At 58.5% G+C, this 3,982-nt stretch carries 4 protein-coding genes; 1 reads left to right on the top strand and 3 read right to left on the bottom strand.

The genetic code is table 11. The features are described 5' to 3' along the window. The 3 genes from Q0239_RS01930 to infA form a co-directional block, all read right to left on the bottom strand. Window positions 1-834: ribonuclease E/G (locus Q0239_RS01930; protein ID WP_298597581.1), on the bottom strand; the 834-nt coding region annotated here is incomplete at its 3' end. Next, on the bottom strand, window positions 831-1,400 hold the full coding sequence (locus tag Q0239_RS01925) for a nucleoside triphosphate pyrophosphatase (protein ID WP_298597578.1): 570 nt from the start codon (window positions 1,398-1,400) through the stop codon (window positions 831-833). The genes Q0239_RS01930 and Q0239_RS01925, both read right to left, overlap by 4 nt. A gap of 11 nt (window positions 1,401-1,411) precedes the next feature. Next, entirely contained in the window at window positions 1,412-1,630 is a 219-nt protein-coding gene (gene infA, locus Q0239_RS01920) for a translation initiation factor IF-1 (protein ID WP_115547927.1), read from the bottom strand. Between the two features lie 209 nt (window positions 1,631-1,839). Here infA and Q0239_RS01915 point away from each other — a divergent pair. Continuing rightward, on the top strand, window positions 1,840-3,982 hold a 2,143-nt coding region (locus Q0239_RS01915), incomplete at its 3' end, for a TonB-dependent receptor (protein WP_298597571.1).

Raw genomic sequence — 3,982 nt, 5'->3', positions numbered from 1 at the left:
GACGGGCGGGGGCTCAAGGCCAGCTCGATCAACCGCAAGGCGCAGACGCTGAAGCGCGCCGCGCAATCGCTGCATGCCGCTGCCGATCTTGCTACTGGCGAATCGATCCCGCAGGGCGAGAAAATCGATGCCCCCCTGCCCGCCTATATCGAGCAAGCGCAAAAGCCGTGGAATTTCGAGTGCCGCAGCCAGATTGAGCGCAATTGGATCCCCGCTACCGTCAATGTCGATGGTAGTCATCGCCCGTGTCCGCTCAATTGTCAGCATTCCGCCTTTGATAGTAAACTCCCCGGTGACCGCCGATTCCACTACGCTATCAAAGTCTGCTTCTTCGATTGCCGCGATATCTGCCGAGACGGGTGGTCCATCAGGGCCGACACTTGTGGACACTTGTTGCATCGCAGTCGCGTCGCAGCATATTATCCGATCGACCTTGCCCCGCCATTCATCGAGAAAATACGCCCAAGACTGTTTGCCGATGTCGAACGGACCCTCGCTCGAATTAGCGACCAGATCGCTTCGCGCCTTCACCAAAGGAGGTTTCCACCGTCCAGGCTCAGGAATCGATGTCCGCACGATTTCAACGGCAAGCAATGTGCCCTCGGGTACACGCTGCGCGCGTTCTAGATGCGCTTCGAGTCCGCCACCCAAGGTGACAAGGGCTCTGCCAGCTCCCTGATTTTCAACGATGCGCGCGGTGTATAGTTGGCCAACCGCAAGATAGCTTCCGCGGCGACTTGGCCGGATGATACGGAATTCGGTCAGTGCGCCATCTTCAACCAGTCCGGCGCGAATTTCACCCGGTGCAGCATCCCATAACAGAGTGCATGTCATTCGACCGGATAGCCCGAGGCGCGAAGCAAAGCGCGCGTTTCATACAACGGCAGACCAACCACACCGGAATGACTGCCCGACATCCAGTCGATCAGCGCCTCCGCCCTGCCCTGAATGGCATAACCACCGGCTTTGCCCAGCCCTTCGCCGCTGGTGATATAGGCTTCTATCTCGGCAGGGCTCAGTCGTTTGAAACGGACGATGCTGTCGCTGATACGGCTGCGTGCGCGGCCTTGGGCATCAATCACGCACACCGCGCTCCAGACATGGTGGCGCCGGCCACTCAACAATTCGAGGAAGCCGCGCTGCATTTCGGCATCGGCGGCCTGCGGCAGGATACGGCGGCCAACGGCCACGGTCGTGTCGCCCGCAACAACAATCTCGTCAGCTTCGCACGTTACCGCATGCGCCTTTTCCACGGCCATGCGCAGCGCATAGACCCGCGCAATCTCTCCCTTGCGGGGGGTTTCATCGATGTCGGGGGACGCAATACGATCCGGCACTACGGCAATGCGCGACAACAAATCGCGGCGGCGTGGGGAAGAAGAGGCGAGTACTAGCCGCAAGGGCCGCTGCCTTATTTGAAGCGATATGTGATCCGGCCCTTGGTCAGATCATAAGGGGTCATTTCGCAGAGAACTTCGTCGCCGACGAGTACGCGAATGCGGTTCTTGCGCATCTTGCCTGCTGTATGGCCCAATACTTCATGGCCATTTTCCAGTTCGACACGGAACATCGCGTTGGGCAGCAGTTCGCGCACCGTTCCGCGCATTTCGATAAGTTCTTCCTTTGCCATTCGGCCCCTGTAAATTTGAATGAGTTTTACGTGCGAGCGCCCTTAAGCCTTTTGTCACAAAAAGGGAAGAGCGCGCGGATAATGCCTGTTCATCGACGATTACAGGCTTTTTGCCCGATAGCTGCGACAAATTGTGACATCTATGGGCTGTAACTGCGACAGGTGATCGCCATAAAGGCGTCGAAACAAAGAATATAACGGAACCTCCCATGCCCTCTCCCCGCCATTCCTTGCTCTCTGCCAGCCTGTTCGCGCTTGCTGTCAGCGTGTCGACACCAGTTCTGGCCAGTGCGACTAGCGAAGAAGTGCTTGAATCGTCTGAAAACCAAACTCCGGCTACCGAAACCGAGGCGGTGGACGAAGAAGCAGCAACACCCGACATTATCGTGACGGCAACGCGGCTCCCAGGTTCCATCGATACCGATGCGCCGCCCATCGACGAACTGTCGGAAGGCGACATAGCCGCAATCGGCGCATCCTCCATAAATGACCTCTTGGCTGCCGTCGCGCCGCAAGCCGGTTCAGGTCGTGGTCGGGGCAGCGGCGGCCCGCCTGTGATCCTGCTCAACGGCCAGCGCGTCTCCAGTTTCCGCGAATTGCGCGACCTCCCGCCCGAAGCAATCCGTCAGGTTCAGATATTCCCCGAAGAAGTAGCCCTAAAATATGGCTTCCGGCCCGACCAGCGCGTCGTGAACTTCATCCTCAAGCCTGATTTCGCTTCGTTCAACGTCGAACATGATTTCGAAATGCCGGAGAAAGGCGGCTTCACAACCAAAGAGTTTGAAGCCACCTTCACCCGCATTGGCAAGGACAACCGTCTCAACATTGATACCGAGTTCGAGAGCAGCAGCCGGATTACAGAGGACGAACGGGCTATCATTCCCAGCAGCGCTTCGGCACCTTATGCGCTTGCTGGAAACGTTACGGGGATAGGCGCTGGCGGGGAAATAGACCCCGCCTTAAGCACGCTGGCAGGTCAGATCGTGACCGTGGCCGCAGTCCCATCGACCCCGACGCTTACAGGCTTTGTGGGAACAGCCAATGCGGCTGCACCTGGCGATATCGGCACCTTCCGCACCTTGCAGCCCAGTTCGCAGCGCTTTTCAACCAACGCTACCTGGAGCAAGGTGCTCGGCGCGCAGACCAATTTGTCAGTCAATGGACGTTTCGAGGTGCAAGACCAGTACAGCCTGCTTGGCCTGCCTTTTGCGAGCATCGCAGTACCGGCTTCCAACCCCTTCTCGCCCTTTACGACGGATGTCACTCTCAACCGCTATTTCGCCGATCCTCGCCCTCTTACCCGCGATGTAAAGACGAAAACCGCACAAGGCGGCATATCCTTCAATACATTGCTAAGCGATTGGCGGCTTGCGCTGACCGGCGATTACACGCTGGTCGATACTGAAACCGTTACGCAGACCAACGGCGACTACACCGATCTTCGCGCAGGGATAGCGGCAGGAACGATCAACCCCTTCGCAGCGGATCTGGGTAGCAACCTTCTGTTTGTCGCACCCGACACCGCAGACAGCACCACCGGCACGCTCTCGCTACGCAGCACTTTTTCGGGCACGCCGTTCCAGCTGCCATCGGGCGAAGTTCAGATGACCATCCGGAACGGCTATGATCGCCAGACCATCGACAGCAGTACCTATCGCCGCGGTGTGGTTTCATCCATTGGTCTCAACCGCGACAATATCAACAGCGCTTTCAACATCGAAATTCCGCTGGTTGACCGCGGCGTCGGGGCGCTAGGCGCGATTGGCGACTTTTCCATCAATGGCAATATGGGCTTTTCCGATCTGTCGGATTTCGGCACGCTCATCGAATATGGCGCCGGGCTGCGCTGGTCGCCAATTGAGGGGCTTTCGCTATCCGCATCCATCATCGGTGATGAAAACGCGCCCGGCTTGGGCCAATTGGGCAACCCGACCATCGTCACCCCCAATGTCGCTTATTATGATTTTGCGCGCGGAGAGAGCCGCTTCATCGATCTGGTGACCGGGGGCAATCCCGCCCTTCTCGCCGAAAACCGCAAGGACATTAAGGTGGGGCTCGACTGGGCGCCCAAGTTCATCGACGGCTTCAGCCTGCAGGTCGAGTACTTCAAAAACAAGAGCGAGAATACGACCTCGTCTTTCCCGCTGCTAACCCCCGAAATCGAAGCCGCCTTCCCGGGACGTGTCACGCGCGATGCCAATGGGCAACTGATCCGGCTTGACCAAAGGCCGGTCAACTTTGCGGAAGAACGGTCCGAACGGATCCGCTGGGGATTCAACATGTCCGGCCCCATTGGCAAGCAGCAACAGCGCGGCCCCGGTGCCGGAGGCGGCGGGCGTGGTCCCGGCGCAG

This window comes from uncultured Sphingorhabdus sp., from assembly GCF_937872355.1.
In the GTDB taxonomy this organism is placed as follows: domain Bacteria; phylum Pseudomonadota; class Alphaproteobacteria; order Sphingomonadales; family Sphingomonadaceae; genus Sphingorhabdus_B.
This window is presented reverse-complemented; position numbering and strand designations above follow the sequence as displayed.